The organism is Novosphingobium sp. ERW19 (assembly GCF_012641315.1).
Classification (GTDB): domain Bacteria; phylum Pseudomonadota; class Alphaproteobacteria; order Sphingomonadales; family Sphingomonadaceae; genus Novosphingobium.
The window spans coordinates 19,294-44,244 of record NZ_JABAIC010000012.1 but is presented as its reverse complement, the minus strand read 5'-3'; the positions used below and the strand labels follow the sequence as shown (position 1 = coordinate 44,244).

21 protein-coding genes are annotated in these 24,951 nt (G+C 62.8%); 9 read left to right on the top strand and 12 right to left on the bottom strand.

The window, feature by feature from the left end; all coding sequences use genetic code 11:
• Positions 1–49 precede the first annotated feature (49 nt).
• The 5 genes from HGI46_RS18740 to rpsM all read right to left on the bottom strand — a co-directional run bounded on the left by HGI46_RS18740 (position 50) and on the right by rpsM (position 4,980).
• The gene (locus HGI46_RS18740; RefSeq protein WP_168905396.1) at positions 50–2,197 is read right to left on the bottom strand and encodes a prolyl oligopeptidase family serine peptidase; all 2,148 of its coding nucleotides are present in this window, start codon (positions 2,195–2,197) and stop codon (positions 50–52) included.
• Between the two features lie 136 nt (positions 2,198–2,333).
• The gene (rplQ, locus tag HGI46_RS18735) at positions 2,334–2,759 is read right to left on the bottom strand and encodes a 50S ribosomal protein L17 (RefSeq protein WP_118074227.1); all 426 of its coding nucleotides are present in this window, start codon (positions 2,757–2,759) and stop codon (positions 2,334–2,336) included.
• Positions 2,760–2,986: 227 nt separating this feature from the next.
• Entirely contained in the window at positions 2,987–4,051 is a 1,065-nt protein-coding gene (locus tag HGI46_RS18730) for a DNA-directed RNA polymerase subunit alpha (protein ID WP_039335210.1), read from the bottom strand.
• 121 nt (positions 4,052–4,172) lie between these two features.
• Positions 4,173–4,562, bottom strand: coding sequence for a 30S ribosomal protein S11 (gene rpsK, locus HGI46_RS18725; protein ID WP_008065643.1), 390 nt, complete (start codon positions 4,560–4,562; stop codon positions 4,173–4,175).
• A gap of 49 nt (positions 4,563–4,611) precedes the next feature.
• Positions 4,612–4,980 (bottom strand): 30S ribosomal protein S13, encoded by a 369-nt coding sequence (gene rpsM / locus HGI46_RS18720; protein WP_039335281.1) that lies wholly within the window; start codon positions 4,978–4,980, stop codon positions 4,612–4,614.
• 309 nt (positions 4,981–5,289) lie between these two features.
• On the opposite strand from rpsM, the gene HGI46_RS18715 reads away from it, so the two are divergent.
• From HGI46_RS18715 to HGI46_RS18705, 3 genes are all read left to right on the top strand, one after another.
• A complete protein-coding gene (locus HGI46_RS18715; protein ID WP_168905395.1) occupies positions 5,290–5,532 on the top strand; it encodes a hypothetical protein in 243 nt (80 codons plus the stop codon).
• 78 nt (positions 5,533–5,610) lie between these two features.
• Positions 5,611–6,018: a DoxX family protein gene (locus HGI46_RS18710; protein WP_168905394.1), complete on the top strand. Its 408-nt coding sequence runs from the start codon at positions 5,611–5,613 to the stop codon at positions 6,016–6,018.
• Between the two features lie 95 nt (positions 6,019–6,113).
• A complete protein-coding gene (locus HGI46_RS18705; RefSeq protein ID WP_168905393.1) occupies positions 6,114–6,887 on the top strand; it encodes a transglutaminase family protein in 774 nt (257 codons plus the stop codon).
• Here HGI46_RS18705 and HGI46_RS18700 read toward each other — a convergent pair.
• The 4 genes from HGI46_RS18700 to hemF form a co-directional block, all read right to left on the bottom strand.
• Positions 6,870–8,093, bottom strand: coding sequence for a PQQ-dependent sugar dehydrogenase (locus HGI46_RS18700; RefSeq protein WP_168905392.1), 1,224 nt, complete (start codon positions 8,091–8,093; stop codon positions 6,870–6,872). The genes HGI46_RS18705 and HGI46_RS18700 overlap by 18 nt on opposite strands.
• A 118-nt stretch (positions 8,094–8,211) precedes the next feature.
• A complete protein-coding gene (locus HGI46_RS18695) occupies positions 8,212–10,299 on the bottom strand; it encodes a bifunctional (p)ppGpp synthetase/guanosine-3',5'-bis(diphosphate) 3'-pyrophosphohydrolase (protein WP_168905391.1) in 2,088 nt (695 codons plus the stop codon).
• A 74-nt stretch (positions 10,300–10,373) separates the two neighbouring features.
• Positions 10,374–10,997 carry a GNAT family N-acetyltransferase gene (locus HGI46_RS18690; protein ID WP_346766776.1) on the bottom strand — a complete coding sequence of 208 codons (624 nt, stop codon included), beginning with the start codon at positions 10,995–10,997 and terminating at the stop codon, positions 10,374–10,376.
• A 1-nt stretch (position 10,998) separates the two neighbouring features.
• Positions 10,999–11,862, bottom strand: a complete 864-nt coding sequence (gene hemF, locus HGI46_RS18685; RefSeq protein WP_168905390.1) for an oxygen-dependent coproporphyrinogen oxidase — start codon at positions 11,860–11,862, stop codon at positions 10,999–11,001.
• Positions 11,863–11,924: 62 nt separating this feature from the next.
• Between hemF and pdeM the strand changes: the two genes are divergently transcribed.
• The 4 genes from pdeM to HGI46_RS18665 all read left to right on the top strand — a co-directional run bounded on the left by pdeM (position 11,925) and on the right by HGI46_RS18665 (position 14,725).
• The gene (pdeM, locus tag HGI46_RS18680; RefSeq protein ID WP_168905389.1) at positions 11,925–12,599 is read left to right on the top strand and encodes a ligase-associated DNA damage response endonuclease PdeM; all 675 of its coding nucleotides are present in this window, start codon (positions 11,925–11,927) and stop codon (positions 12,597–12,599) included.
• A 146-nt stretch (positions 12,600–12,745) separates the two neighbouring features.
• A complete protein-coding gene (gene infC, locus HGI46_RS18675) occupies positions 12,746–13,267 on the top strand; it encodes a translation initiation factor IF-3 (protein WP_039335224.1) in 522 nt (173 codons plus the stop codon).
• A 317-nt stretch (positions 13,268–13,584) separates the two neighbouring features.
• Positions 13,585–13,884 carry a hypothetical protein gene (locus HGI46_RS18670; RefSeq protein ID WP_039335290.1) on the top strand — a complete coding sequence of 100 codons (300 nt, stop codon included), beginning with the start codon at positions 13,585–13,587 and terminating at the stop codon, positions 13,882–13,884.
• Positions 13,885–13,984: 100 nt separating this feature from the next.
• Positions 13,985–14,725 (top strand): murein L,D-transpeptidase, encoded by a 741-nt coding sequence (locus tag HGI46_RS18665; protein ID WP_168905388.1) that lies wholly within the window; start codon positions 13,985–13,987, stop codon positions 14,723–14,725.
• A gap of 266 nt (positions 14,726–14,991) precedes the next feature.
• On the opposite strand, the gene HGI46_RS18660 is transcribed toward HGI46_RS18665, so the two are convergent.
• Positions 14,992–17,682: a TonB-dependent receptor gene (locus tag HGI46_RS18660; protein ID WP_168905387.1), complete on the bottom strand. Its 2,691-nt coding sequence runs from the start codon at positions 17,680–17,682 to the stop codon at positions 14,992–14,994.
• Positions 17,683–18,027: 345 nt separating this feature from the next.
• On the opposite strand from HGI46_RS18660, the gene typA reads away from it, so the two are divergent.
• Positions 18,028–19,854 carry a translational GTPase TypA gene (gene typA, locus HGI46_RS18655; RefSeq protein ID WP_168905386.1) on the top strand — a complete coding sequence of 609 codons (1,827 nt, stop codon included), beginning with the start codon at positions 18,028–18,030 and terminating at the stop codon, positions 19,852–19,854.
• A 67-nt stretch (positions 19,855–19,921) separates the two neighbouring features.
• Here typA and HGI46_RS18650 read toward each other — a convergent pair whose 3' ends face one another.
• Positions 19,922–21,265 (bottom strand): DUF4118 domain-containing protein, encoded by a 1,344-nt coding sequence (locus HGI46_RS18650; protein ID WP_168905385.1) that lies wholly within the window; start codon positions 21,263–21,265, stop codon positions 19,922–19,924.
• 184 nt (positions 21,266–21,449) lie between these two features.
• On the opposite strand from HGI46_RS18650, the gene HGI46_RS18645 reads away from it, so the two are divergent.
• Entirely contained in the window at positions 21,450–23,282 is a 1,833-nt protein-coding gene (locus HGI46_RS18645; RefSeq protein WP_240946888.1) for a potassium transporter Kup, read from the top strand.
• Positions 23,283–23,929: 647 nt separating this feature from the next.
• Here the strand turns inward: HGI46_RS18645 and HGI46_RS18640 are convergent.
• Complete coding sequence (locus HGI46_RS18640; RefSeq protein ID WP_162896090.1) at positions 23,930–24,823, bottom strand: outer membrane beta-barrel protein; 894 nt, start codon at positions 24,821–24,823, stop codon at positions 23,930–23,932.
• Between the last annotated feature and the right edge of the window lie 128 nt (positions 24,824–24,951).

Sequence of the window (24,951 nt, the reverse complement as noted above, 5' to 3'; positions counted from 1 at the left end):
GGCACAAGCCTAGCACAACGCAACGTACTGCGGGAGATGCCCTTATCCCTCAGTCCGTGGTTTTCAGCCCCGTCCAATGCGCCAGAAAGGCATAGACGTCAGCCGTTTCCTCGATCAGCTTCGAGATCGGCTTGCCGGATCCGTGCCCCGCGCGGGTTTCGATGCGGATCAGTTGCGGCTTCGGCCCAAGTCCGGCGGCCTGAAGCGCGGCGGCATACTTGAAGCTGTGCCCCGGCACCACGCGGTCGTCGGTATCCGCCGTCGTCACCAGCACCGCCGGATATGGCGTGCCAGCCTTCACGTTATGATAGGGCGAATAGCTGCGCAGCAAGCGCCAGTCAGCCTCCTTCTCCGGAAAGCCATAGTCGAACACCCATTCGCGCCCCGCCGTGAACTTGTCGAAGCGCAGCATGTCCATCACGCCGACCGCCGGATGCGCCGCCGCAAACAGGTCGGGCCGCTGGTTGACGACTGCTCCGACCAGCAGGCCGCCGTTCGAACCACCCTCGACCGCAAGGCCCTCCTTGCTGGTCACGCCACTGGCCTTCAGCCATTCGCCGGCCGCAATGAAGTCGTCGAAAACGTTCTGCTTGGTCGGGCCCTTGCCGGCGAGGTGCCATGCCTCGCCGTACTCTCCGCCACCGCGCAGATTTGCCACGGCATAGGCCCCGCCTGTCTGCAGCCAGGCCATTCGCGCGGGCGAATATCCCGGCAGGATCGAAACGTTGAACCCGCCATAGCCATAGAGGATGGTCGGCACCGGCCCCTTCAGATCCTTGCGCCGCACCACGAACATCGGGATTTTCGTGCCGTCTTTGGAAGGATAGAATACCTGCTGCGTTTCGAACTGCGCCGGATCGAACGCCAGCTTGGGTGCTTCCCACACGCTGGCCGATGTCGGCTTGGTCGCGTCGAAGGCATAGATTGTCGCGGGCTGGGTAAAGCCGCTGAACGCGAAGTAACCCTGTCGCTCACCCGGCTCCCCCACAACGCCGGCAATACTGCCGATCCCCGGCAAGGCCACCTTTGTCACGCCTTGGCCATCCAGCCCCGCCAGGCGCATCTCGGCCTTGACGTCGCGCAAGTAGTTCAGCACCAGCCGATCACCGACGATGCGGGCTCCGTCCAGTACGGCCTCGTCCTCACTCACGACCGGCGTGAACGTCGGCTCTGCGCCGGAAAGGTCGACCATCACCACCGCCTTGCGCGGTGCATCCTTGCTGGTCATGAACCATAGCCGGTCGCCGATACCCTCGACCAAGGTCCATTCGTCGGCCAGCGAAGTGATCAGCGGGCGAACCTTCCAGTCGCCCTTGCCGATCGCGGCAACGCCAACGGCATTGCCCTTCTCGCTACCGGTGCTGGTCGAAACAACCAGCCAGCGCTGATCGTGCGTCACTTCGGCCGAGTGATAGAGCCGGGGATTGTCCGGCGTCGCATGGACCTGCCGGTCCTCGCTCTGTGCCGTTCCCAGTTTATGGTACCAGACCGACTGGTTCGAACTGACCGCCTGAAACGCCTCGCCCGCCTTCGGTTCGGGAAAGCGCGAATAGATGATCCCATCATTGCCCGCCCAAGCCAGCCGCGAGAACTTCACGTGCTCGATCGTGTCCGAAAGCACCTCGCCGGTCTCGACGTCGATGACCTTGATCGAGCGCCAGTCCGTCCCGCCATCCTGCACCGAATAGGCCACCTTGCTGCCATCGTGCGAGGGCACCCATTCGTCCAGCGCGGTGGCACCATCCTTGGCCCATCCGTTCGGATCGATCAGCACCCGCCGCCCCCCACGGCTGTCGCCATTGCCATCAGCGTTGCGCACGTAGAGCACGGACTGATTCTGCAGGCCGGAGTTGTGCCGGAAGAACACGTGCTTGCCCGCCTTGACCGGCAGGCCATAGCGTTCGAAATCGAAAAGCTTCATCAGCTTTTGCTCGAACGCAGCACGCTCGGGCAGCGCCTTCAGGTATGCGTCGGTGAACTTGCTCTGCTCATCGACCCAGGCCGCGACCTTGGGGTCGACACGTACGTCCGCTTCCAGCCAGCGATAGGGGTCCGCCACCTTTTCGCCGAAGAATGTCTCGGCCACCGGGCCTCGCTCGGTCTTGGGGTAGTTCAATGCGGCATCTCCAGCGTGGGCAGGCGAGGTCAGGCAAACAGCTGCCACCGCGGTGGCAAGCAGGATATGGCGCAAAGGCATGGGAAGGCTTTCCGGTGAATCATTCGGTTGCAGCCGAAACTAGCCGCCTCCCTGTCACGCACAAGTCCCACGCAAGAAAAACGGGCGGAGCCAATGGCCCCGCCCGTCAATCTCGTCGCTCGAACCGAAGCGCGAATTACGCGGCTTCGTATTCGTCTTCATCGGCGGTCATCACCGGGCCCGAATCCTGGCCCTTGGCCGAGGTATCACGGTCGACCAGTTCGATCACGGCGATCGGCGCCGCGTCCGAAGCGCGGATGCCAGCCTTGATGATGCGGGTGTAGCCGCCGTTACGGTCGGCATAACGCTCGGCCAGAACGGTGAACAGCTTCTGCAACTGGGCGTCGTCAAGCAGACGGGCATGGGCGAGACGACGGTTCGAAAGGCCGCCCTTCTTGCCAAGCGTGATCAGCTTTTCGATGTAGGGGCGCAGTTCGCGCGCCTTCGGCGTCGTCGTGGTGATCTGCTCATGCTTGATCAGCGCAGCAGCCATGTTGCGCAGCATCGCGATGCGGTGGGCAGAAGTACGACCCAGCTTACGCTGGCCAAGTTTATGACGCATGGTATTTCCCTTCCGTTCGTAGGGGGGCCGTACGAGGTACCCCGATCCAGGTCAGTTAGCGGGCTGACCAAATCCCGTAATTCGCCAAGCCAGGCTCGGCTAAAACCATTTGGGCCAGGTGGGAGCGAGAAGCGTGGTTTCCGAGTGCCGGAGCGCAGCGTACTTTCAGTACATGAGCACCTGAACGCAAGAAACCGCGCTTCGCAGCCCCGCATGGGCCGAATGGATCAGCCCAGCAGCTCCTGCTCGAGCTTCTTGGCCATCTCTTCGATGTTCTCCGGCGGCCAGCCGGGGATGTCCATGCCGAGGCGCAGGCCCATCGACGAGAGGACTTCCTTGATCTCGTTGAGCGACTTGCGGCCGAAGTTCGGCGTGCGCAGCATCTCGGCTTCGGTCTTCTGGACCAGGTCGCCGATGTAGATGATGTTGTCGTTCTTGAGGCAGTTGGCCGAACGCACCGACAGCTCGAGCTCGTCGACCTTCTTGAGAAGGTAACGGTTGAGCTGGTTGGCATCGCTCTCTTCCGGCGCATGGGCAGCAACGCCACCGGCAACCGAGGGAACGTGGCCGACCGGCACCTGGTCGTCGAAGTGGACGAACAGCGCGAGCTGGTCCTGGAGGATGCGCGCGGCATAGGCCACGGCGTCTTCCGGGGTGATCGTGCCGTCGGTTTCGACCGTCAGGTTGAGCTTGTCGTAGTCAAGCTCCTGACCGATACGGGCGTTGTCGACCTTGTACGAAACCTGGCGCACCGGCGAGTAGAGCGAGTCGACCGGGATAAGCCCGATCGGCGCGTCAACCGGACGGTTCGACACGGCGGGGACATAGCCCTTGCCGGTGTCGACGGTCAGTTCCATGTTGAAGGTCGCGCCTTCGTCGAGATTGCAGATCACGAGGTCCTTGTTCATGACCTCGATGTCGCCGGTAACGGCGATGTCGCCTGCCTTCACTTCGCCCGGGCCAGTGGCCGAGAGCTGCAGACGCTTGGGGCCTTCGCCCTGCATCTTGAGGGCAATCTGCTTCACGTTGAGCACGATGTCGGTCACGTCTTCGCGGACGCCAGCGAGCGACGAGAATTCGTGAAGGACGTTCTCGATCTTGATCGAGGTAACCGCCGCGCCCTGAAGCGAGGAGAGCAGCACGCGACGCAGCGCGTTGCCGAGGGTGAGACCAAAGCCACGCTCAAGCGGTTCGGCGACGAAAGTCGCGCGGCGCTTGGCGTCGTTGCCCGGCTTGATCTCGAGATTGTTGGGCTTCTTCAGTTCCTGCCAGTTCTTGATGTTGACAGTCATGGAATTCCCCTGGGGTTTGTGCGGGCTTTTGCCGGTTGCCGGGATGCTTAATTCCCGGCTCCGGTCGAGATATTGGGTGAAAGGGGCGCCGGTACCTGCGCCCCATCCACCATAGGCAGGATCAGACGCGACGACGCTTCGACGGACGAACGCCGTTGTGCGGGATCGGAGTCACGTCACGGATCGCCGTGATGGTGAAGCCGACCGCCTGGAGTGCGCGCAGGGCACTCTCGCGGCCCGAACCCGGACCCTTGACTTCGACTTCAAGGGTGCGGACGCCATGTTCCGCAGCCTTCTTGCCGGCATCGTCAGCTGCGACCTGCGCAGCGTACGGCGTCGACTTGCGGCTGCCCTTGAAGCCCATCATGCCGGCCGACGACCACGAAATGGCGTTGCCCTGGGCATCGGTGATGGTGATCATGGTGTTGTTGAAGCTGGCGTTTACGTGCGCAACACCGCTGGTGATGTTCTTGCGCTCGCGGCGCTTAATGCGCTGAGGTTCGCGTGCCATTGTTTACTATCCTCGAGAAACTGGGACGGAAGAAGGACCTGAAAAGGTCTTACTTCTTCTTGCCGGCGATCGGCTTGGCCTTGCCCTTGCGGGTGCGGGCGTTCGTGTGCGTGCGCTGACCGCGGACCGGCAGGCCCTTGCGGTGACGCAGACCACGATAGCACGCGAGGTCCATGAGGCGCTTGATGTTCATCGCCACTTCGCGACGAAGATCGCCTTCCACGGTGTGCTCGGCATCGATCGTTTCGCGGATCTGAAGGATCTCGGCGTCCGAAAGATCAGCCACGCGACGGGTGTGTTCGATACCCAGCTTGTCGGCGATCTGCTTGGCCTTGTGAGCGCCAATGCCATGGATATAGGTGAGCGCGATGATCACGCGCTTGTTGGTGGGGATGTTGACCCCGGCAATACGAGCCACTTGCTTCTCCGTTTGCTCCACAGGCCGCGCGAATCACTCACGCCGCCTATCTCATCGCGAAAACTCACTCGGGAAATCCCGGATTTCTGCAATATTTCAGAGCCTTGACCCTGCACCTGCAGATTGCGTCCGGAAATGAGTGAAAGGCGCGATTAGGCGGTTTCGACTGCAACGTCAACCGCTACGCAAGCACAAAAGGCGGACTGCGCGCCGTTCGTGGCACGGTCCTGCTCGGATATGGAGCAACCTTTACCCCAATCGCAGCGCGAGGTCAAAACCCCCGGCGCGCAGTTTCACTCGGCCGAAGCAATGACCCTTGCCCACCATATCGTCGCGGTGGGCTACGTCGTGACGCGCGACGTTCCGGGTGACTGCATCGGCTCGGGCAACCCCGCCCGCATCGTGCGGCAGGGCATAGACGCGGGATGGCTCGGCCGCCTGCCCGAAGCTCACATCAACCAGCGCCTGATGCATGCGCGCGCGGCGATCAAGCTCAGGCTGGCAAAGCGCGGTCCGGTTGCCCTCGATGCCACGTCCGACACCGACGACTGACCTCCAACCTTACCGATTGTCACCACCCCCGATCCATATTAGACCACAGGTTCTAATAATATAGGGGGAGAGAATTCGATGGCCGCACTGCGTCTTCCGCCGCTCGTAAGACTGGCCCTGCTCGTGCCGCTGACCTTGCTGCTTGCGGCATTTCACGGGTTCGTGGGCTGGCACAAGGTCTTCTCCTCGCGCGAGGAACTGATGCGCCACACCGCATGGACCGTGCATCTGCCGGAATGGCTCGGACGCATTATCGGCATCACCGAGCTTGCGCTCACGCTCCTGCTGCTGCTGGCACTGGTCCGGCCACGCTACAGCCGCCTCGGCATGTTGGCGGCGTGCGGCTTCATCGCGCTGGAACTGGTCTCCACCGTAACCCATCAAATCGCGCAGGACGGCGCATCGCTTTCCCAGAACCTGCTGTCGATCTTTATAACGGCCGTCGTCGCATGGCTGTTTGCGCAAAGGGCTGCGGCCGCTAGATAGCGAAGCGTTACGGCGCCGACTGGGCGGCCGTCCCTCCAGCGTCGGATATCGCCATCACCACTCGCCTGCGCATCGCCGCATCGCTCGACTATGCCATGGCTGGCCCCGCTCCGGTGCTGATGCAGATCGGCGTTGCGGACTTGGCGGGACAGCGCCTGCTCGAAACCCGTTGCATCACCACGCCCGGCATCGCCCGCACCGTCCCCGGGCACGACGGCCTGGGCGAGCGACTCTGGCTCGAGCCGCAAGCGCGGTTCGAGGTATCCTACAACGTCACCGTCGAGATCGACCGCCACCCCCTGCCCCTCGCCGATCTGGCCGCTGACAACCTCACCGCCCTGCCCGGCGAAGTCCTCGAATACCTCTTCCCCTCGCGCTACTGCCCGGTCGACACGATGCACGCCGCCGCCGTCGACATGTTCGGCCACCTCACCGGCGGCGCGGCTGTAGAGGCCGTGCGCGACTGGATCGCCACCCACCTCGCCTATGTCCCCGGCGCCAGCCAGGGCGGCACCACCGCGCTCGACACCTTCCACGCCCGCGAAGGCGTCTGCCGCGACTACGCCCACCTCCTGATCGCGCTCGTCCGCAGCCTTGGCATCCCGGCAAGAATGGTCAGCGCCTACAGCCCCGACGTGAACCCGCAAGACTTCCACGCCGTAGCGCAAGTCTGGCTGGCCGGAGACTGGCACCTCGTCGACGCCACCGGCATGGCCGACCCTGCGACAACCGCGATCATCGGCGTAGGCCGCGACGCAGCCGACATAGCCTTCCTGACGATCTTCGGCGCGGCAACGCTGAACGAGCAGGTGGTAAGCGTTTCGATAGATGGCAGCGCCCCGACCGCACGATCAGCCGAAGACAGGTGACAGACGGCGCAACTCGCCGGCTGCCCCATCGGTCAGGATCCAGAGCGAGCCATCAGGCGCTTCAGCAATGTCGCGAACCCGCGTCCCCAGATCGATCCGCTGTACCTCGCTCGCCGATGCTCCTTGAGGCCTTACCCTGACAATCCCGTGAGATTGCAGGCCAGTCAGAAGAATGTCCCCGCTCCAGTCACCGAAAAGCTTGCCCCCGCATACGATCATGCCGGCTGGCGCGATCACCGGTGTCCAGGAAATAGCCGGCGCCTCGTACCCATCACCCGGCGCGTGATCGGGGATTGCAGGTCCAACATAATTGTCCCCGTTGGATACAGCCGGCCAGCCGTAATTGAGCCCGGGTTTGATGACGTTTAGCTCGTCACCGCCCTTCGGCCCCATTTCGGATGACCACAGCCGTCCATCGCGCGTAAACGCCAGACCGTAGTGGTTGCGGTGGCCGATCGTCCAGATTTCCTTCTTCGCCGTTGCGCTGGCCGCGAACGGATTATCTGCAGGTATCGAGCCATCACGGTTGAAGCGGAGGATCTTGCCCAGCGTATTCGACAGGTCGAACAGGAAACTCGCGACCAGCTCCTGCCGATCGCCCGAAGTCAGGAACAGATACCGGCCATCGGGCGAGAACGCCATGCGCCCGCCCGGTTCGCCCGAACCATCAAAGGCAACAATTGTGGGGTCCTGGCGAAAGAACGTGACGACATTCGACAGTTCCGGACCGGTCGTTCCGTTGCCGAGTACGGCATGGGCCGCTTCCATCCGTTGCGGGAACAACGTCGGTTCATCCTTCGCCCGCCCCACCCGCAAGGCGGCGCGATCTTCCACCATGTAGGTGATGAAGATCTGCCGGGTTGAGGCGTAGTCTGGTGCAAGCTTTACATCCAGCACGCCGATCGATGCCGGAAGTCCGCCCACCGCCTTCTTCGTACCGTCAGCGGCAACAAGCCATAGCGCACCCGATGCGCTGCGCTGGCTCACCAGCATCCGGCCATCGGGGAGCATGGCCATGGCCCACGGCTTGTCGAAGGTGGCGACTGCCACCGATTGCGTGACACCGCTGATCGTCGCGGGCGTGGCCGATGCCGTGGGCGTCGGTCCGCTTGTGCCTGGAGGCACTGCGACCGTCGATGATCCACCATCCCCGGAGCCGCACGATCCAAGCAGGACAGCGGCGAACGCCAGAACCCATTTCTTCATCGCGCCTCGGTATCGGTGGCACGGCTGCTCAACAAGCGCAGCGCGCCAACCATGCCCTTGAGACTGATCCAAAATGGTAATTACGGCGCCACTTTACTAAATACACTTATCTACCCCCTCAAATCCGCTCCGCCTGCGCCACCGCCTCGCTCGCCCGCAGCGCCGAGATAATCCGCGTCAGATGCGCCAGGTCCCGCACCTCAAGGTCAACCTCATAGGTATGGAACGGGTTCTCCCGCTGCGTCATCTCGAGGTTGACCACGTTGGCGTGGTTCTTGGCGAAAATCCCCGCCATTTCCGCCAATGTGCCGGGGCGGTTGTACAGTTCTGCCCGCAGCCGCCCGATTGCGCCGTCGGTGCGGGCGTCCCATGACAGGTCGATCCAGTCGGCATCGACGCCGTCGGCCAGCTTCATGCAGTCGATCGCGTGGACTTCCACGCCCTTGCCGGGGCGACGCAGGCCGACGATGCGGTCTCCGGGCACCGGGTGGCAGCAGTCGGCCAGCTTGAAGGCCATGCCCGGCGTCAGGCCGCGCACCGCGATCGCGCGCTTCTGGCTCGGCCAGTTCTCTTCCGGAATGTTCGCCGCGCTACCCGGCACCAGCGCTTCCATCACCTGCCGGTCATCCAGCTTGGCCGAGCCGATGGCGAACATGAAGTCTTCTTCGCTCGCCAGCTTCAACCGCTTCAGCGCATCGGTCAGCGCCTTCTTGCCGATCTTGGTCGGCAGCCGCTCGACGATTTCCTCGTAAAGCTTGCGCCCGATCGCGGCGACTTCGGCGCGCTCCTTCTGGCGCACGAAACGACGGATCGCGGCGCGCGCCTTGCCGGTGACGACAAAACCCAGCCACGATAGCTGCGGCTCGGACGTGCGGCTCTTGATGATCTCCACCACGTCGCCATTGCCGAGCGGCGTGCGCAGCGGCACATGCCGACCATTGATCTTCGCACCCACCGCCTGCGCGCCAAGCTTGGTATGGACGGCGAAGGCAAAGTCGATCGGCGTCGCCCCCTTGGGCAGCTGGAACAGCGCCCCCTTCGGCGTGAAGGCGAAGATGCGATCCTGATAGATCGCCATCTTGGTGTTTTCGAGCAGTTCCTCGGCGTCGTGGCTGGATTCGAGGATTTCGATCAGGTCGCGCAGCCAGCCCACCTGCCCATCGGGCGTGCCACCCTGCTTGTAGGCCCAGTGCGCCGCAAGGCCGAACTCGTTGCGCTCGTGCATCTCGTGCGTCTTGATCTGCACTTCCACGCGCATCGCGTTGGAATAGATCAGCGCGGTGTGCAGCGAACGGTAGCCGTTCATCTTCGGGGTCGAGATGTAGTCCTTGAACCGGCCCGGAATCATCTGCCACTCGCGATGGAGGATGCCCAAGGCCTTGTAGCAATCGTCCTCGCTGTCGGTCAGGACGCGGAAGGCCATGATGTCGGTTATCTGCTCGAACGAGACGTGGCGTTCGGCCATCTTGCGCCAGATCGAATAGGGGTGCTTTTCCCGCCCTGAAACCTCAACGCGCATGCCCGCCTCGGCCAGCGCCTTCTTGATTTCCAGCGCGATGGCATCGACCTGCGCACCCTCTTCGCTGCGGATCGCGGCCAGCCTGCCGGTGATCGTGGCATAGGCTTCCGGCTCGATCTGCTCGAAGGCCAGCAGCTGCATCTCGCGCATGTATTCGTACATGCCCACGCGCTCGGCCAGCGGGGCATAGATATCCATCGTCTCGCGCGCGATGCGCCGGCGCTTTTCCTCGCTCTTGATATAGTGGAGCGTGCGCATGTTGTGCATGCGGTCGGCCAGCTTCACCAGCAGGACGCGCAGGTCCTCGCTCATCGCCAGCAGGAACTTCCTGAGGTTCTCCGCGGCGCGCTCGCTCTCGCTCATCGTCTCGATCTTCGAGAGCTTGGTCACGCCATCGACCAGCCGCGCCACGTCTGGCCCGAACAGCCGCTCGATCTCGTCGACAGTCGCGAGCGTGTCCTCCACCGTATCGTGGAGCAGCGCGGTGATGATCGTGTCCTGATCGAGCTTGAGCTCGGTCATCAGGCCCGCCACTTCCACCGGGTGCGAGAAGTACGGGTCCCCGCTCGCCCGCTTCTGGGTGCCGTGCTTCTGCACGGTATAGACGTAGGCACGGTTGAGCATCGCCTCGTCCGCATCGGGATCATAGGCAAGCACACGTTCGACAAGTTCGTACTGGCGGAGCATCTGTGCCCTAAATGGCGGCAAGCGGGCGTTCCCTGCAAGGGGGAATACCGCTTAAATGCAATCGACTTGCTCTATCAGAGGATAATCGGAGCGCTGCCCATGTCCTGCGGCAGAAGGCCGGCGACGCGCGGGTCTGGCAGTATCTCCACGAAGCGCGCAAAAGGCGCAAAGCCTTGGCTTTGGTAAAACGGCAAGGCACGCGGGTCATCCGTGGTGCAGGTGTGCAGCCATACGCGCTTCACCCCCGGCCCCCACGCCAGTTGCAAGGCCCGCCGCATCAGCCATTTGCCCAGCCCCTTGGCCGTCGCACCCTTGATGAAGCCGAAGAACACGATCTCGCACGCCGCTTCTTCCCGGAAGTCGAGTTCCAGCATGCCGACTTCGACGCCCGCCCGGTCGGCCACGGCAAAAAGCTGCACGCGCGGGTCATGGATGATCTGCGCAATCTCCGCATCGCTCCTGCCCAGCCGCGTCCACCACAGCCACGGCCCACCAATACGCTTGTAGAGCAGGCGGTACTTCTCGGGTGCGGCATGCTTCCAGCGTACCAGTTGCACCGGCACGTCGCCCTCCGGCACCAGCCGGCGCAAGCCTTCGGGCGGCGCCAGCATCTCGAGCGCCGTGACCACGCAAGCCAGATCACCCGGCGCCACATTGTGAAAGCCATGGCCCAGCGCCGGGCCTTCCGCCTCGATCACGTCAGCTCCAGACGGCTTCCGGCGGCAGGCTCATCAGGATGGCGTCGATGTTTCCGCCAGTCTTGAGCCCGAACAGCGTGCCGCGGTCCCACACCAGGTTGAACTCGGCATAGCGGCCACGATACTCGAGCTGCGTCAGCTTCTCCTCCGGCGAGTAATCCATCCCCATCCGCTTGCGCACCAGACGCGGGAACACGTTGATGAACGCATCGCCCACGTCGCGCGTAAAGGCAAAGTTCGCCTCGAACGCCGCATCGTCCGCGCATTCCAGGTGGTCGTAGAAGATGCCGCCGACACCGCGATGGACCTTGCGATGCGGGATCCAGAAGTAGTCGTCGGCCCACTTCTTGAACTTAGGGTAGTACTCGGGATCGTGCCTGTCGCAGGCGGCCTTGTACTCGGCGTGGAACTCGGCCGTGTCCTCTTCATAGGGGATCGGCGGATTGAGATCGCCGCCACCGCCGAACCACGACTTGCTCGTCGTCAGGAAGCGCGTGTTCATGTGGACCGCCGGCACATGCGGATTGCGCATGTGCGCGACCAGGCTGATCCCCGTCGCAGTAAAGCCCGGCGCCTCCGCGCTCGCCCCGTTGACCGACCCGGCGAAGTCCTTCGAGAACTCCCCCTGCACGGTCGAGACGTTGACACCAACCTTCTCGAACACCTTGCCCTTCATCAGGCCCTGCACGCCGCCGCCGCCGTTCTCGACGGCCTCGCCCTCATGCTCGCGGTTCCACGGCGTATAGGTGAACGACGCATCCGAACCCGCCTCGCGTTCGATCGCCTCGAACTCCGCGCAGATCCGGTCACGCAAGCTCTCGAACCAGGCACGGGCGCGGGTGGTGTGGGTCGTCCAGTCGGTCATGCATTCCCCCAAATCAGTCTGACCGACTTGCCAAGGGAATCGCGATCCGGCAAGGGAAAGCCATGGTTCCCTTTTCGTTCGCTTCACAGGAATTCCGCCTCGGTGCATCCCGTGCGCTTTATTGGGCCGAGGAGAACGCACTGATGGTGGCAGACCTGCACCTCGAAAAGGCCAGCTTCTTTGCCCGCCACGGCCAGATGCTCCCGCCGTATGACAGCCGCGCCACGCTCGAACGCATCGCACAGGCCCTGCGCGAGACCGGCGCCCGCCGCGTTTTCTGCCTTGGCGACTCGTTCCACGATGCCGCCGCCGTTGCCCGCATGGAGCCCCACGCCGGCGGCATGCTCGATGCCCTCACCCGTGCCACGGACTGGGTCTGGATCACCGGCAACCATGATGAAGACGCCTCGGCACCGGGCGGAACCCTGGTCGATGAACTCACCGTGCGCGGCCTCACCTTGCGCCATATTGCCCGCAAAGGCACCGCCGGTGCGGAAGTTTCCGGCCACTTCCACCCCAAGCTGCGCGTCTCGATCCGCGGCCGCACGATCGCCCGCCCTTGCGCCGTGGCCAGCGAGAACCGCTTGATTCTCCCGGCTTTTGGATCGCTGACCGGCGGAATGAACGCTGGCGACCCGGCGATCCTCAGGGCGCTTCAGCCGGCCCGCTCGATCGACGCGATCGTTCCCGCCGGAGAGAAGCTCGCCCGCTTCAACCTCTGGCGCGCTGCAGCCTGAAAGCAACAGGCCCAAACCAATCCGGCACGATCAGGAACCAAGGGCAAAACCGCCCTTTATCTGAACGCACATTGTGATATGAGCGCCCGGAACCATATTCGGCAAAAACTGCAGGAGAAAGCACTATAGCTCCCCCACCGCGGCGCATGATGGCGCCCCCCGTCAAGAGCGGGCCTCGCTACAACCAGATGATCAACGTGCCCAAGGTGCGCGTGATTGACGAGAACGGCGAGAACCTGGGTGTGATGTACACCCGCGAAGCGATCGAACAGGCTGCCGAAGTCGGCCTTGATCTCGTTGAAGTTTCCCCGAACGCTGACCCGCCGGTCTGCAAGTTCCTCGACGTGGGCAAGTTCCGCTACGAGGCGCAGAAGAAGGCGAACCTCGCCCGCAAGAGCCAGAAGACGCAGGAGATCAAGGAGATCAAGATGCGTCCGAACATCGATGACCACGATTACGACACCAAGATGCGGAACGTCGTGAAGTTCATCGGTGAAGGCGACAAGGTCAAGATCACGCTGCGCTTCCGCGGTCGTGAGCTTTCGCACCAGCAGCTCGGCATGAACCTGCTGCGCAAGGTGCAGGACGACGTTGCCGAGATCGCCAAGATCGAAGCCTTCCCCCGCATGGAAGGTCGCCAGATGCTGATGGTCCTCGCGCCGAAGTAAGCGCCGGATCTCACACTGCAAACCGCAAGGGGCGTGCCGCAAGGCGCGCCCTTTTCGTTTGCGAAACTGCCAGAACGCCTAATCTCCCCTCCCGCAGGCGGGAGGGGTCGGGGGTGGGCAGGCGACACCCGCAAACTGCCTGCTCAAACGCCTTTCGCGACCACCGGCCGTCGACATCCCGAAACGTCCTGTCGCGCGTTCGGCAACTCGCCCCCGCCAGCAAACGCTCCGCCGATTCACCCATATCTGTTTGGCCCATCTGCGCGTTGCCGCTGCGGTTCGCCAAAAAACCAACAGGTTTCATCAAGGAGCATTACATGACGCCGTCCCTCAAGATCATTCCCGCCGTCGCAATTCTCGCCGGATCGCTGGGCCTCGGTGGTTGCGCCACCAAGGGCTACGTCAACGAGCAGATCGCAACGGTAAACCAGCGCATCGACGGCGTGGAAAGCCGCCTCCAGGCAACTGACGGCGTTGCCCAGGCCGCCCGCAGCGAGGCCCAGGCCGCCAACGCGCAGGCTCAGACCAACACCCAGCGCCTCGACCAGCTTACTGGCCGCGTCGACAGCATGGACCAGCGCATGATGCAGGCCCAGCAGAAGCGTCCGCGCAACTAATCAGCGCTTGTTGCGTTAAAATGCCGGACAGGCCTCCTGTGGTCGGACGACCAAGGGAAACCTGTCCGGTTTTTCGTTTCTGGTGCGAGTGACGTTTGAAATGATGAAGGCTCTTGCGGCGATTGCCGGTGTGGCGCTGGCGCTCCCCTCCCCGATGACCGCGCCTGCCCAAGCGGCAACGGCTACCGCTTCGAAGTCCATGGCGCAGAAGCGCAAGAGTGCCAAATCCGTCCAGAAGCCGGTCGAACTGCCCGACCTGACAATCCCCACGCAGCGCGTGACGTCGTGGGTGAACGAAACCGGCGACAACAACGGCCTGCCCTATCTCGTGATCGACAAGCCCAGCGCCACGATTTTCGCGTTCGATGCCAGTGGCAAGCCGGTCGGCTTTGGCCCCGTGCTCATCGGCCGTGCCTTGGGGGACGACGCCACGCCCGGCATCGGCAACAAGAGCCTCGCCGAAATCGGCCCGGCGGAAAAGACGACGCCGGCTGGTCGCTTCCTCGCACGCTTCGGCAAGGCTGCAGGAAACACCCGCGTGCTGTGGGTCGATTACGCAACCTCCGTCGCCATCCACACGATCCCCAGCGGCAATCCCAAGGAAAACCGCACCAGGCGCATGCTTTCGCCCGACATTGACGACAACCGCATCACGTTCGGCTGCATCAATGTCCCCAAGGCGCTCTACAACGGCAAGATCGCCCCGATGTTCGGCAAGAAGGGCGGCTACGTCTACATCCTGCCCGATACCAAGCCGCTGGAAGACGCCTTCCCCCCGCTCCACGCCCGGCCATTCAATGCCGCAGCCGCCCCCTCCTCGGAAGCGATGCCGAGCCGCTGAACGGCGACAAGCGAGTTCCCGTCTCGAAACTCGCGCCAGCCACAAGCCGAATAGATCCCGGCCTTCGCCGGGATGAGGAGACATGAGTGATCGAGTCTCCCCCGATCAGCCTCCAAACCCCTGTCACCCCGGCGAAGGCCGGGGTCCATGACCTTTCCCCCACCCGCGCCCTCAACGCGCACAACCCGACGCTGCCGACGCTTCACACTCCGCCCGAACGAAAAAGGGGAGCCGAAGCTCCCCTTCCCCCTTCAAAGGCCTTGGCCTCAGAACCGGTAGCGTGCCGCCACGCCATAGGTGCGCGGCTGGCTGGTATAGCCGGAGATCGATCCCGGCTGGGCCGGCGTATCGAAGATCTGCAGCAGATAGCGGTTGTCGGTCAGGTTACGTCCCCACGCCGTCAGCTCGAAGCCGCTGGGCATGGCCCAGGTGATCGAGGCATTGGCTTCGTTCACCTCGCGGCGGAACGGACGTGCTGCGGCAATCGCAATGCTCGTGCCGCCATCAAGGAAGCCGGGCAGCCCCTCGGCAATCTGCACCGGCGATTCATAATGGAAATCGCCGCGCAGGATCAGGTGATGGCCGCTGTCGAATTCATGGTCATAGCTTGCCGCGAATGTCGATGAGATCGCAGGGATGCCTGCCGGTCGCGTCTTCGAAAGGTCGCCCACCGCCGAAAGCACGAAGCTGTCGTACTTCGGATCGAGGTAGGTCATCGCCACGTTGAACTGCCAGCCCTTGGCCGGCTTGACCGTGCCTTCGAACTCGATACCGCGAACAGACTGCTTGCCGGCATTGGCCAGGACGAAGCCCGAACCCGTGAACGTGTTCGACTGGAAGCCATTGATCCGCTGGTCGAAGGCAGCAAGGTTTGCCGTGACCAGCCCCCAGTCCGCCTTAAGCCCGATTTCATAGACGGTGGAGCTTTCCGGCCCGGCGAACCGGCTGCCATAGGTCTGGTTGGCCACCGTCAACCCCCGCGCGATCAGGGCATCGCGATCGCTCAGCAGCGGACGGCTGTCGCGCGAGAGGTTGATCGAACTTGCCTTGAAGCCGGTCGCGTAGCTTGCATAGACATTGATGTCGTCGGTCAGGTCAAAGGCAACGCGCACGATATACGTGAACTTGTCGTCGCGGGTCCGGCCCGGTTCCACAGCGTTCGGCACGGCCAGGAAGGGCGGCAGATACTGCAGATCCTGCAGCGCCAGCAGCGGATTACCCACGGTCAGCGGATTGGCGTCGGCCGCCGCAGCTTCGGTCGAAAGGCTCCGGTTCAGCGCCGCAAAGCCCGAGGCCTGCGCCTGCAGGTTGGCAAACACCGCCGGATTGGCCTGCGCAAAAGCCGCGATGGCCAGCGGGTCCGTCGTGCCCAGCGCGGTCGAAATGAAGCCGCGGCTCAAGGCCGTGCCGCCAATCTGCACCAGATCAAGGTTGGCGAACACGTCGGACGATGTTGCCGAGGCGGCAAAGTCCTTCTTGTCCTTGGTGTAGTTGATGCCGCCCGTCACGGTCACCCGGTCACCGATCTTGAAGTCGGCCTGGCCGAAGACCGAAAAAGCCTCGTTCCGCAGGCGATAGCGTTCGTCGAGCTTTTGCCCTGCTACGAAGAACCGGCCGGTGTAGTTGGTGCCGGTCAGCCCGCTGATCGTCGCCTCGATGCTCGACAGCGACTGGGTGTTCTGCGTCAGCCCCCGGATAAGCACGTCGGCATAGCCGCGCGCGTCCTCACCCCAGCCAAGCTGGTTCGATTGGCGGATATTCTCGTTGAAATAGTATCCGCCAACAAGGAAATTGAGCGGGCCATCCATGTTGGTGGCCGCGCGCAGTTCCTGCGTAAAGGTCTTGATGCCCTGATCCTGCGCGTTGAACCCGATCAGGTCCGCGCTGGTAAAGTCGGAATCCTGGTTGGTGAATGCGTCCAGCCGCCGGTAGGCCGTGATCGAGGTGAAGGTCAGCGGACCGAAGTCGTAATCGACCTGGCCCGATGCGCCCCAGTTCTCGATATCGTTGACCGAATCGATATTCGAATAGACCCGGTTGGCATAGATCTCGTTCGGACCGTTCACGCGCCCGCCCAGTGCACGGATCGCCTGCGTCGAAGCGCTGGGCTGCAGGTTCACGACCCCGCAGCAGTTCTCGTCGATCTTCGAATAGTCGCCGATCAGGCGCACCCGCGCCTGGGCATTGGGCTCCCACAGCGCCTGTCCGCGCACGAACCAGCGGTTGCGCTCGTTGGTGTCGTTGCCGGTGCCGAGGTCCTTGTTGTACCCGTCGCGCTTGTTGATGCCGCCGGCAAGGCTCACCGCCAGCCCGTCCGTCACCGGGCCGGTGACCACGCCCTTGAGCACCACCGCATCGTAATTGCCGTAGCTCGCCTCGACATTGCCGCCGAACTCGAACTTCGGCGCTGCCGTCACGATCGAGATCACGCCGACGCTGGCGTTCTTGCCGAACAGCGTCGACTGCGGCCCGCGCAGCACTTCGATGCGCTGCACGTCCGGGAAGTCGCCGATCTGCGCAGCCGAACGCGAACGATAGACGCCGTCGATGAACACGCCCACCGAAGGCTCGATGCCGGCGTTGTTGGCGCCGTTGCCAAAGCCGCGGATGATGAAGTTGGTGTTCGCGCTCGATTGCAGCTGGGTGACGCGCAGCGACGGCACCACGCTCGTCAGGTCCTTTAGATCACGGATCTGCGCCTGTTCCAGCGTCTTCGCGCTCGTCACCGAAACGGCGATGGGCACGTCCTGCAGGGTCTGTTCGCGCTTCGTGGCGGTGACGATGATCTCGTTGCCCTCTGCCACCTGATCGGGCGCGGGCGGTGCCGGCTGCGCCTCTTCCTCGGCCATCGCGGCAGCATCCTGCGCGTGGGCGGCGGTGGAGAAGGCAAGAGCAAGACCGCAGGCTCCGGCAAGGAGCGCGGCCTGGCCGGCACGACCGGCAATTACGGATTTCATCTGCAAAACTGTTCCTCTGTTCACCCGCCTGGCTTCGCCGGGCAGTGGCCATTTGTCAGGCCGGAAGGTCATCCTGGTTCCCAACCGACCTTCTAGGGCGCGGAAAACATGCGAACAATTCCAGTTCGATGAAATCCTTCGCATAGTTCATGCATTTTGATGCGCTGTTGCATGATAGTCACACCTGCAACCGCTTCCCCGCTTCTCCACACCAAGCTTGCCGCAACGCACTGCTTTATAGAAGCGTGCTTGCCGCAACGCACAATTCCGAGTAAGCGCGCGCCGAAACCGGAGCGAGCGCTGCTTGTGCCGACTCCAGCCGATTCCAACCGAAAGCCAGTTTTCATGTCCGCCCAGCAGCGCAATATCGCGATCATCGCCCACGTCGACCACGGCAAGACCACGCTCGTCGACCAGCTCTTCCGCCAGTCCGGCACCTTCCGTGACAATCAGCGCGTCGAAGAGCGCGCGATGGATTCCAACGATCTCGAAAAGGAACGCGGGATCACCATCCTTGCCAAGCCGACCTCGATCGAATGGAACGGCGTGCGCATCAACATCGTCGACACCCCGGGCCACGCCGACTTCGGGGGCGAGGTCGAGCGCATCCTCTCGATGGTCGACGGCGTGATCCTGCTGGTTGACAGCTCGGAAGGCGCGATGCCGCAGACCAAGTTCGTCACCGGCAAGGCGCTGGCCCTGGGCCTTCGCCCGATCGTCGTCGTCAACAAGGTCGATCGTCCGGACGAGCGCATCCAGGAAGTGCTCGACGAAGTGTTCGACCTCTTTGTCACGCTCGACGCGAACGACGAACAGCTCGAATTCCCGGTGCTCTACGCCTCGGGCCGCAACGGCTATGCCAGCACCGATCCCGATCGCCGCGAAGGCACGCTGGAGCCGATGTTCCAGCTCATCGTCGATCACGTGCCGCCGCCGAACCTCGATGAAGACGCTCCGTTCACCTTCCTCGCCACGCTGCTCGATCGTGACAACTTCCTTGGCCGCGTCCTCACCGGCCGCGTCCAGTCGGGCGTGATCCGCGTCAACGATCCGATCCGTGCGCTCGACATGGACGGCAAGGTCATCGAAACCGGCCGTGCATCCAAGATCATGACCTTCCGCGGCCTCGATCGCGTTCCGGTTGACGAAGCAAAGGCGGGCGACATCATCTCGCTCGCCGGCCTCACCGTCGCCACCGTGTCGAACACCATCGCCGCGCCGGAAGTGACCGTGCCGATCAAGGCCCAGCCGATCGATCCGCCGACCCTGTCGATGCGCTTCGCCGTGAACGATTCGCCCATGGCCGGTCGCGAAGGCAGCAAGGTCACCAGCCGCATGATCCGCGACCGCCTGGAGCGCGAGGCGGAATCCAACGTCGCCATCCGCATCACGGAGAGCGCCGACAAGGACAGCTTCGAAGTCGCCGGGCGCGGTGAACTCCAGCTCGGCGTGCTGATCGAGACGATGCGCCGCGAAGGCTTCGAACTCGGCATCAGCCGCCCGCGCGTGCTGTTCCAGAAGGACGAGGAGGGCAACCTGCTCGAACCGTACGAAACCGTCATGATCGACGTGGACGACGAGCACTCGGGCACTGTGGTCGACAAGATGGCCATCCGCAAGGCCGAGCTGACCGACATGCGCCCCTCGGGCGGCGGCAAGACCCGCATCACCTTCTCGGCCCCCTCGCGCGGGCTGATCGGCTACCACGGCGAATTCCTTTCGGACACCCGCGGCACCGGCATCATGAACCGCCTGTTTGAAAAGTACGGTCCGCACAAGGGCAAGATCGAAGGCCGCAAGAACGGCGTGCTGATCTCCAACGGCACCGGCGAAGCCGTGGCCTATGCCCTCGGGCCCCTTGAAGAGCGCGGCATCCTCTTCGTCGGCGTCGGCACCCCGCTCTACGAAGGCATGATCATCGGCGAGAACGCCAAGCCGGAAGACCTCGAGGTCAACCCGATGAAGTCGAAGCAGCTGACGAACTTCCGTTCGAGCGGCAAGGACGACGCCATCCGCCTGACCCCGCCCAAGATCATGACCCTGGAACAAGCCATCGCCTACATCGACGACGACGAAATGGTCGAAGTCACCCCCAAGTCGATCCGCATCCGCAAGGCCATCCTCGACCCGAACGAGCGCAAGAAGGCCAGCCGCAAGAAGGAAGCGGCGTAAGCAAAACGAAAGGGCGGCTCGAGTGAGCCGCCCTTTTTGCTGGAAGGCCCGCGATCAGCGAACCAGCTCAACTAATGGCCAGGCGATACCCCACGCCAGGGACGTTAAGAACGAGCTGCGGACTTGCCGGATCAGTTTCAATCTTCCGGCGCAGCCCCATGATTGCGACCCGCAGATAATCGACGTGTTCTTGCTGCGCAGGTCCCCATACCGCGTTCAGAAGCTGGCCGTGGGTCAACGTTCTTCCACCACTCTTGGTCAATTCTGCCAGAACCGCAAACTCCTTGGGCGTAAGACGCACATTCTCGCCCTGCCGCAGAACCGACCTGTGATGCAGATCGATCACGATTTCTCCGACCGTAATGTTCAGGTCTCCGTCGGTGCCCTGCAGGTCGACGAGATTGTCGATATGACGCTCGATCCCCGCAACTTCCCCTTCCAATAGCGAGGCCGGCTCCCTCGATAGATTGCCCTCGCGACGCAAGGCACGCAATGTGGTCTGAACTGCCCTGATGCGTGGCTTGATGTCGTCGCCGATTGACCCCAGCAACGCTGACCGCAACTTGTCGCGAGCGCGCATTTCTGCCGCTTCCCTCGCTTCGCCTTCCAGTCTCGCGCGCTCAAGCGCCAATGCCATCTGGTTCAGCAGGCTCTCGAACAAGACTTGCCGCTCTTGTGGTATTGGCGGCACGCCATCTTCTCTGGCCAGGCCAACCGCCGCCAGCACTGCACTGTCCGATGCGATGGGATGAAACTGCCAATCCGCCTGCGCGGCGCGCTTCTCACCCCGCCCCGAACTCTCGCCGAACTGGAGGGCATAGGCGGCAGCGGCAAGATCATCAGGATTTGGCGATGCATCAGCCGGTATGCTCGCCAGAATCCGCACTGGCTCAGCATCGACAGCAACCGCCACCTGGCAACCGAACAGCGCTGCCAGTTGCGCCGCACTGACCTCGGCAACTTCGCCGACATCGCGCGTGGACAGCAGGCGTCGGGCAAAGCCGGCAATGGCGGCATTGCGACCGGCATGTTCCGCGGCCAGCCGGGACTGCCTGCGGACCGACGCGGCCAGCTGGCTGCACACGGCCGCCACGATGAACAGCACGACCATGGTCACCGCATCTGCGGGACTGTGGATGACCAGCGTATGATAGGGCGAGGTGAAGAAATAGTTGAACGCAAGCGCCGAGGCGAACGAGATCAGCAAGCCGCTACGAAGCCCTGCGTAAATCGCGGCATAAAGCACGGGCGGCAGGTACAGCATGACCACCGGGGCATTGCCCCAGCGGCTGGCCGTCAATACTCCGATGGCCGTGGAAATGCCCGCAAGCAGCAAAGCCGCTGATGTGTGGGTGATCGATGCCTTTGCCGATCGTACCCGGTCAAGCGGCAGAAGAGTGTCGGTGAACATGGCGGATTGACTGCCGGAACGTGCGATCCACGTCGACAGGATATGGCATCCACAAGCGAATTCCACATGGAATCTTTATGCTGCAAATCACCACAATAAAGCCATGCTACATTCCGAATCCGCTCCGCCATCAGGCGGCGCTTCGCCCGGCCCAGCCCCGCAGAAAGAAAGTCTGGCCGTCCTCATGGTCGGGGCCGTCGGTGTCGTCTTTGGCGATATCGGCACCTCGCCACTCTATGCCATGAAGGAATCCTTCATCGGGCCTCATCCCCTCAAGGTTGATGCCCTGCATATCTTCGGCGTCCTCAGCCTGATTTTCTGGACGCTGATGATAGTCGTCACTATCAAGTACGTTCTGGTTGCCATGCGTGCCGACAATCGCGGCGAAGGTGGCTCCTTCGCATTGCTGGCATTGATCTCCGGTCACCTCGACAGCCGGCAGAAGCGCTGGCTTGTCGTACTGGGCGTTCTGGCCACAGCGCTCTTTTATGGCGACGCCATGCTCACACCGGCAATGTCCGTGCTCTCGGCTGTTGAAGGTCTGACCATCATCGAAGCACGTGCCGAACCTCTGGTCCTCCCTCTATCGGTCTTGATCCTGGTCGGTCTGTTCCTGATCCAATCGCGCGGCACGGCCCGTGTCGGCGCCTTCTTCGGTCCGGTGGTCATTGCCTACTTTGTCGTTCTTGCCGTGCTTGGCATCGCCAATATCGCCAACAATCCGTCCATTCTCGGTATCGTCGACCCGCGCTGGGCGGCGGCATTCTTCACTCACGATTCCCGTCTCGCCTTTCTTGCCATGGGCTCGGTTTTCCTGGCGGTCACCGGGGCCGAAACGCTCTATGCAGACATGGGACATTTCGGCCGCAAGGCCATCGGGCTCAGCTGGATCGCGCTCGTTTTCCCGGCTCTACTCCTGAACTACATGGGCCAGGGCGCCTTGCTGTTGTCGAATCCAGCCGCCGTGGAAAATCCCTTTTTCCTGATGGCGCCCGAATGGGCCAGGCTCCCCCTGATCATTCTGGCCACCTTCGCAACCATCATCGCCAGCCAGGCCGTGATCTCGGGCGCCTTCTCCGTCACACATCAAGCCATTCAGCTCGGCTTCCTGCCGCGTCTCAAGATCCTGCACACCAGCGAGAAAGCCGCCGGGCAGATCTACATGCCTGCCGTCAACTGGGGCCTGCTGGCCATGGTCCTCGTTCTCGTCATCGGCTTTGGGCAGTCCACCCGCTTGGCCTCGGCATACGGCATATCGGTGGTCGGGACGATGCTGATCACCACCGCCATGCTGGGTTTCCTGCTGTTCAAGGTCTGGCACTGGAACAAGCTGGCGGCGGCCGCGACCATTGCGTTCTTTGCCACCATCGACACCGCATTCTTCATGTCGAACATTGCCAAGATCGCCGATGGCGGCTGGGTGCCGCTGGTCATAGCATCCACAATCTTCATCGTGCTCACCACCTGGGCGAAGGGCCGGGCGATCCTGCGCCGTCATCTCGAAGACGAGGCCATGGGCCTCGACGACTTCATCCGCTCGACCGCGTCCAGCGTGCACCGGGTAAAAGGAACATCCGTGTTCTTGTCCGCCTCGAAAGATGGCGTTCCCGCTGCTCTGCTGCACAATCTCAAGCACAACCAGATCCTGCACGAGAATGTGGTGCTGCTTACCGTGGAGGTTGCCGACGTTCCTCGCCTCGAACCGCACGAACGACTGGAGCGCCACGATTGGGGTGACGGCTTTTACAGGGTCGTGGCACGATACGGCTTTACCGAGGAAATCGATCTTCCCAATGATCTTTCCCCACTCGCCCGGCAAGGAATTACCCTTGATCCCATGCGCACCAGCTGGTTCCTCGGCCGACAGAAACTCATAGCGGCCCGGGAAGTCGCCGGCATGGCACTTTGGCGGGAACAGCTGTTTGCCTGGATGCTCAAAGCCTCGGAATCGGCGATGGACTACTACCGGCTTCCTGCAAACCGCGTGGTCGAACTGGGCAGCCAGATCAGGATCTGATCGGAGGCAGGGTCCGCCAAGGCTGAGGGCGGACCCTGCCAGGCTTCTGGAGTTACCGGTTTGATCGGAGTGGCGGTGTCAGTTTGACAAACCGCCAAAACTTCACGCCCCCGCGTGAACAGCCGGAAAGCGTTATTGACGCATGTGTCAGATTTAGCCACTCCATCGCCCATTTTTAACGAACATATCAGGTACAAAACTGCTTTCCTACAGCCTCTCACCTGACATAGCCTCCGGGCCATGTCGCACATCACTCCCAGCTGGTTTACCGCCCCAACCGCAAGCATGCCTGTCAGCGCGCCCGCTCAGGAAAAGCGCCGATTTCCGCCTCTCGCGGAGGCAGGAGATGTCGGGGGTGGGCGACCGTCAAGCGCCCGGAATCGCTCCCCAGAGAGCCGTTCCGAATCCGCTCACCGCAAATCGCAAAACCCGATCAATTGCGCCGATCCGATCGAACACGATAGCTCTCCTGAACTGTGTAAACCGCGTAAACCCCTCGGCGAATTTGGGGCCCGCGCAGCACACAAAAAAGCTGCGGCGATGGATGTCGCCGCAGCTTCTCCGGGTTCACCTTCCGCGCTTCACTTGACCGGCCTTGCGGGTCTGCAAGCTCCGGATCGTTGACGCGGCAGGGTTAGGCCATATGGTCAGAAACGCAGGCCGACAGTGGCGCGCAGGGCATGCGTGTCGAACACCTTGTCGGTCACGCGCAGGTTCGTGCCGCCGCCGTTCAGCAGGAACGGATTGGTGGCAGGCGCGGTGCCCTGGCCCACTTCGACTTCGTACTTGTCGTCCTGGTAGCGGCTGTAAAGGTACTCGAGGCCCAGCGAGAGGTTGTTCGACAGCATGATTTCGGTGCCGCCACCTGCCTGCCAGCCCCAGACCATCTTGCCGTCGTCACGCTCGGTAAACGAATTGGCGGTGTTGGTGGTGGAGAAGTCATGATTGATCTTGGCGTAGCTGCCACCACCGGTGACGTAGAACAGCGCGCCGCCGCCCGGAGTGTAGCCAAGACGCGCGCGGGCCGAGATGGCGTAGTCGAGCTGGCGGTCGATGCGATAGGACGCCGGCGTGGTGCTGAACGCGGTCGAACGATAGATCGATTCGTTGCGCGAACCTTCGAGGAGGCCACCGAACACCATGTTGCCCGACCGCGCATCGAAGCCAACGCGAACGCCGTATTCCGCACCCTGCTTGTCAGCAACGCAACCCGCCCCGCGCGTCGATCCGGTGGCACCGCAGTTGGCAAAGCCCGGCGAGAAGGCATTGGCACCGGCCGTCGTCTGGACAGTGTCACCATAGTTGCCATCGCGGTTGGTATCGAACTCGAACTGGCCGCGATTGTTGCCGAGCAGGCTGATGCCGCCAAAGCCCTGGATGTAGACGCCGTCAAAGTGGCTGTCGCGATCGAAGCCATCTGCCGTGGTAGCGGTGGACGTGGTCGTGGCGCTGTCGTCCATGCTGTCCTGCGCCATGGCCGGAGCGGCGACGAGCGCCAGCGTCGCGGCCAGCGGCCACGTGAGAATGTTCTTCGAAGTCATTGATCTTCCCTCTGGATTGCCTGAGACCTGTCGTGCAGCCCAAACCCCGGTGCCAATGAAAGGTTTCCGCAAAACCGCTCCGGATCGGACCGGAGCGACATCCGGGGTCCATCAGCGGCGGAGTAACC

Bases quoted from the DNA above. Each gene is read 5' to 3' on its own strand.
- rplQ (WP_118074227.1), bottom strand. From the start codon at position 2,759: ATGCGTCATAAACTTGGCCAGCGTAAGCTGGGTCGTACTTCTGCCCAC.
- HGI46_RS18665 (WP_168905388.1), top strand. From the start codon at position 13,985: ATGATGAAGGCTCTTGCGGCGATTGCCGGTGTGGCGCTGGCGCTCCCC.
- pdeM (WP_168905389.1), top strand. From the start codon at position 11,925: ATGGTTCCCTTTTCGTTCGCTTCACAGGAATTCCGCCTCGGTGCATCC.
- HGI46_RS18740 (WP_168905396.1), bottom strand. From the start codon at position 2,197: ATGCCTTTGCGCCATATCCTGCTTGCCACCGCGGTGGCAGCTGTTTGC.
- HGI46_RS18670 (WP_039335290.1), top strand. From the start codon at position 13,585: ATGACGCCGTCCCTCAAGATCATTCCCGCCGTCGCAATTCTCGCCGGA.
- typA (WP_168905386.1), top strand. From the start codon at position 18,028: ATGTCCGCCCAGCAGCGCAATATCGCGATCATCGCCCACGTCGACCAC.
- infC (WP_039335224.1), top strand. From the start codon at position 12,746: ATGATGGCGCCCCCCGTCAAGAGCGGGCCTCGCTACAACCAGATGATC.
- rpsK (WP_008065643.1), bottom strand. From the start codon at position 4,562: ATGGCACGCGAACCTCAGCGCATTAAGCGCCGCGAGCGCAAGAACATC.
- HGI46_RS18710 (WP_168905394.1), top strand. From the start codon at position 5,611: ATGGCCGCACTGCGTCTTCCGCCGCTCGTAAGACTGGCCCTGCTCGTG.
- HGI46_RS18715 (WP_168905395.1), top strand. From the start codon at position 5,290: ATGACCCTTGCCCACCATATCGTCGCGGTGGGCTACGTCGTGACGCGC.
- hemF (WP_168905390.1), bottom strand. From the start codon at position 11,862: ATGACCGACTGGACGACCCACACCACCCGCGCCCGTGCCTGGTTCGAG.
- HGI46_RS18705 (WP_168905393.1), top strand. From the start codon at position 6,114: ATGGCTGGCCCCGCTCCGGTGCTGATGCAGATCGGCGTTGCGGACTTG.
- HGI46_RS18730 (WP_039335210.1), bottom strand. From the start codon at position 4,051: ATGACTGTCAACATCAAGAACTGGCAGGAACTGAAGAAGCCCAACAAT.
- HGI46_RS18640 (WP_162896090.1), bottom strand. From the start codon at position 24,823: ATGACTTCGAAGAACATTCTCACGTGGCCGCTGGCCGCGACGCTGGCG.
- HGI46_RS18645 (WP_240946888.1), top strand. From the start codon at position 21,450: ATGGTCGGGGCCGTCGGTGTCGTCTTTGGCGATATCGGCACCTCGCCA.
- HGI46_RS18700 (WP_168905392.1), bottom strand. From the start codon at position 8,093: ATGAAGAAATGGGTTCTGGCGTTCGCCGCTGTCCTGCTTGGATCGTGC.
- HGI46_RS18650 (WP_168905385.1), bottom strand. From the start codon at position 21,265: ATGTTCACCGACACTCTTCTGCCGCTTGACCGGGTACGATCGGCAAAG.
- HGI46_RS18660 (WP_168905387.1), bottom strand. From the start codon at position 17,682: ATGAAATCCGTAATTGCCGGTCGTGCCGGCCAGGCCGCGCTCCTTGCC.
- HGI46_RS18695 (WP_168905391.1), bottom strand. From the start codon at position 10,299: ATGCTCCGCCAGTACGAACTTGTCGAACGTGTGCTTGCCTATGATCCC.